Raw genomic sequence first — 3,135 nt, 5'->3', positions numbered from 1 at the left:
CATCACGCTCAGCCCCAGCCGCATCGGCGTCATCGCCCAAGCCGCCCTCATCCTCAACAACACATGGAGCGAAACTCGCTGAGAAAACCTGAGTGATCGACTTCTGGTCATCGAGTAGGCCCGCTTTGGCGCGCGGGTCGGGAAGGCACGCCCGTGCTCAGCGTAGTCAGTAACGACGGAACCACCGAGACCGGCTCCCTGATGGACGACATCGTCCGCGAGGGCGCCCGGCGGATGCTCGCCGCGGCTCTGGAAGCCGAAGCCAACCAATACATAGCCGAGTTGGCCGACCAGCGCGACGAAGCCGGTCGCCGGCTGGTGGTCCGCAACGGCCACCACCGCGAGCGCACCGTGGCCACGGCCGCTGGCCCGGTCCCGGTCAAGGCGCCGCGCGTGAACGACAAGCGCGTCGACGCCGCCACGGGCGAGCGCGAGCGGTTCTCGTCGCAGATCCTGGCCCCCTGGTGCCGGAAGTCCCCGAAGATCAGCGAGGTCCTTCCCCTGCTCTACCTGCACGGGCTGTCCTCCGGCGACTTCGTGCCCGCACTCGAGCAGTTCCTCGGCAGCTCGGCCGGGCTCTCGCCGGCCACCGTGACCCGGCTGACCAAGCAATGGAGCGATGACCACGCCGCCTTCCAAGCCCGCGACCTGTCGGAATCCGACTACGTCTACGTGTGGGCCGACGGCGTCCACCCCAAGATCCGCCTCGGCCAGGCCCGCTCCTGCATCCTGGTCCTCATGGGAGTGCGCACCGACGGCCGCAAGGAGCTCATCGCGCTCGCCGAAGGACTGCGCGAGTCTACCGAGTCCTGGGCCGACCTCCTGCGTGACTGCCGGCGGCGCGGCATGCAGGCCCCCGAGCTCGTGGTCGGTGACGGCGCGATGGGCCTGTGGCGGGCTCTTACGGAGGTGTTTCCGCAGGCCAGGCACCAAAGGTGCTGGGTTCACAAAACCCGGAACGTGGTCAACGCCCTGCCGAAGTCGGCCCAGCCCGGAGCGAAGAAGGCATTGCAGGAGATCTACAACGCCGAAGACCGTGACCACGCGGAGAAGGCCGTCAAGGACTTCGATCGCGCCTACGGCGCGAAGTGGCCCAAGGCGGTGAAGAAGGTCACCGACGAGACCGACGAACTCCTGGCGTTCTACGACTTCCCCGCCGAGCACTGGATCCACTTGCGCACCACAAATCCGATCGAGTCCACGTTCTCCACCGTCCGGCTGCGGACCAAGGTCACCCGCGGGGCCGGCTCCCGCACCGCCGCCCTGGCCATGGTGTTCAAGCTTGCCGAGTCCGCCCAGGCACGCTGGCGCGCGATCACCGCACCCCACCTCGTCGCCCTCGTCCGCAACGGCGCCACATTTCAGAACGGCTACCTCGTCGAGCGTCCCGAGGTGAGCGCAGCATGACCAGGCAAAGGAACCGTCCACTGCTCTTCCTGGACGTCGACGGGCCGCTCCTGCCATTCGGTGACGGCCCGCAGCGCGATCTGGGGGGCACCGCATCGAACTCGCACCTGGCGCGGCTCGACCCGCAGATCGGGCCGCGGCTCGCGGCGCTGCCGTGCGACCTGGTCTGGGCCACCACCTGGGAAGAAGAGGCCAATATCGAGCTGGCACCGCGGCTTGGCCTGCCACAGCTGCCGGTCGTGAACTGGCCAGAGCCCTCAGCCGCCCACGAACGCGAAGACCAGTGGTTCGGGCTCCACTGGAAGACCCGAGCCCTCATCGCGTGGGCGGACGGACGCCCGTTCGCCTGGGTCGACGACGAGATCACCGACGCCGACCGGGACTGGGTCTCCACCCACCACCCCGCACAAGCGATCCTCCATCGCGTCGCGTCGTCCCGCGGCCTCACCGACCAGGACTTCGCAGTCCTCGATCACTGGCTGCAGCTGGCTTGAGGTTCTCCGCGATGATCCACAGGATTTGACAGTTACTCGGCCACGCTAATAGGACATCACAGAGCAGAAGCGGACGTCCCTGTTTTTGGCCACTATGCCGTGCTTCGTTAGTGCCTTTGGGATGACCTCCGGAGCGACAGGTGACACAACCTTCACCTTAGGTAGTTGAACGCTCACGATATGTAAGTGGGAGCCGGGGACGTGCCGAGGTCGCCGGCTGCTCGGGCACAGAATGCCGGGGGACTGGCCTTGACCTTGAGGGTTACAACGCCCAACACAATAAGCCGAGCTGTCGATGGGTGATGAGGCAGCAGGAGAGTTTGACGAACGCTTCGTGGCTATCGGTGCGGTGTTCCAGGCGAGGGCGCAGGCAGCTCATGCTCTATGCCCCCACCCCGCCCCACTCAGGGCTCGACACCGCGGCCAGCGCTGGGGCTTCAGAGTGGCAACATGGACTCAACGGTGATCAGTGCGGCCGGTGACCATGGCCTATGACCGTTCCCATCTGTTTGGTGCCCTGCCGAGGATTCGAGGGGGAACGGGCCGCCGAGCGGCCCCGCCCGGCGGCCCGCGGGGGTGGCGACGATGCCATTCACACGCGCCGGGTCCCGGGGGGTGCGTTCCCTCGATTGCTCGGCCGACGCGGGCGTACATCCCGTCCGCGACCCGCCGTTCGGCGCTCTCCAGCCAAAATCCAGCCAGCGTGCGGAGAACGATAGATGACGACAGGTGACGAGACGTCAGGTCATCCAGCCAAAATCCAGCCACGGTACGTGGGCGGGTGCCACCCGAATTCGGGTCGCCCCCGCCTGACCTGGCGGTTTGTTAATTCGCCGAGTTTGCGCTATCGCGGGGCCTAAACATTGAAGCGGAACACCGGGCGCACACTTTCGGCCTGTGGAAACACCGGAGAGCCGAGCGGGATCCAGCCAGTATCCAGCCGCCGGAATCGGCGGGCCCATGGCCCCGTCAACGCCCCCGTCGAGTTTATGTGCGCACGACTCGACGTCACACTTCCAGCAGCCGTCAGGCAGGCCGTGAAGGGACCGCGAGCGTCACCAGTCCGCCGCCTACATTGAGCACGCATCGGCCCACAGTGCGCTACATGAAGCGCTCCACGCCCAGCGCCAGCCTCCGCTGATGGCCGCTGACCCGCAACTGCTGCAGGACGTGGTCGGCCTCATGGCGCCCCTGGTCCCCGGGAACGCGGAGGTGCTGGCGGGCGTCGAGCTGG

The 3,135-nt window shown here is 67.0% G+C and carries 2 protein-coding genes; both read left to right on the top strand.

The features are described 5' to 3' along the window. Positions 1-153 precede the first annotated feature (153 nt). The gene (locus B124_RS36910; protein WP_496507391.1) at positions 154-1,407 is read left to right on the top strand and encodes an IS256 family transposase; all 1,254 of its coding nucleotides are present in this window, start codon (positions 154-156) and stop codon (positions 1,405-1,407) included. Then, positions 1,404-1,901, top strand: coding sequence for an HAD domain-containing protein (locus B124_RS36905; RefSeq protein WP_496507390.1), 498 nt, complete (start codon positions 1,404-1,406; stop codon positions 1,899-1,901). Before B124_RS36910 ends, B124_RS36905 begins: the two co-directional genes overlap by 4 nt. Positions 1,902-3,135 lie beyond the last annotated feature (1,234 nt).

The sequence above is a fragment of the Streptomyces sp. CNP082 genome (genome assembly GCF_059570535.1).
This window is presented reverse-complemented; position numbering and strand designations above follow the sequence as displayed.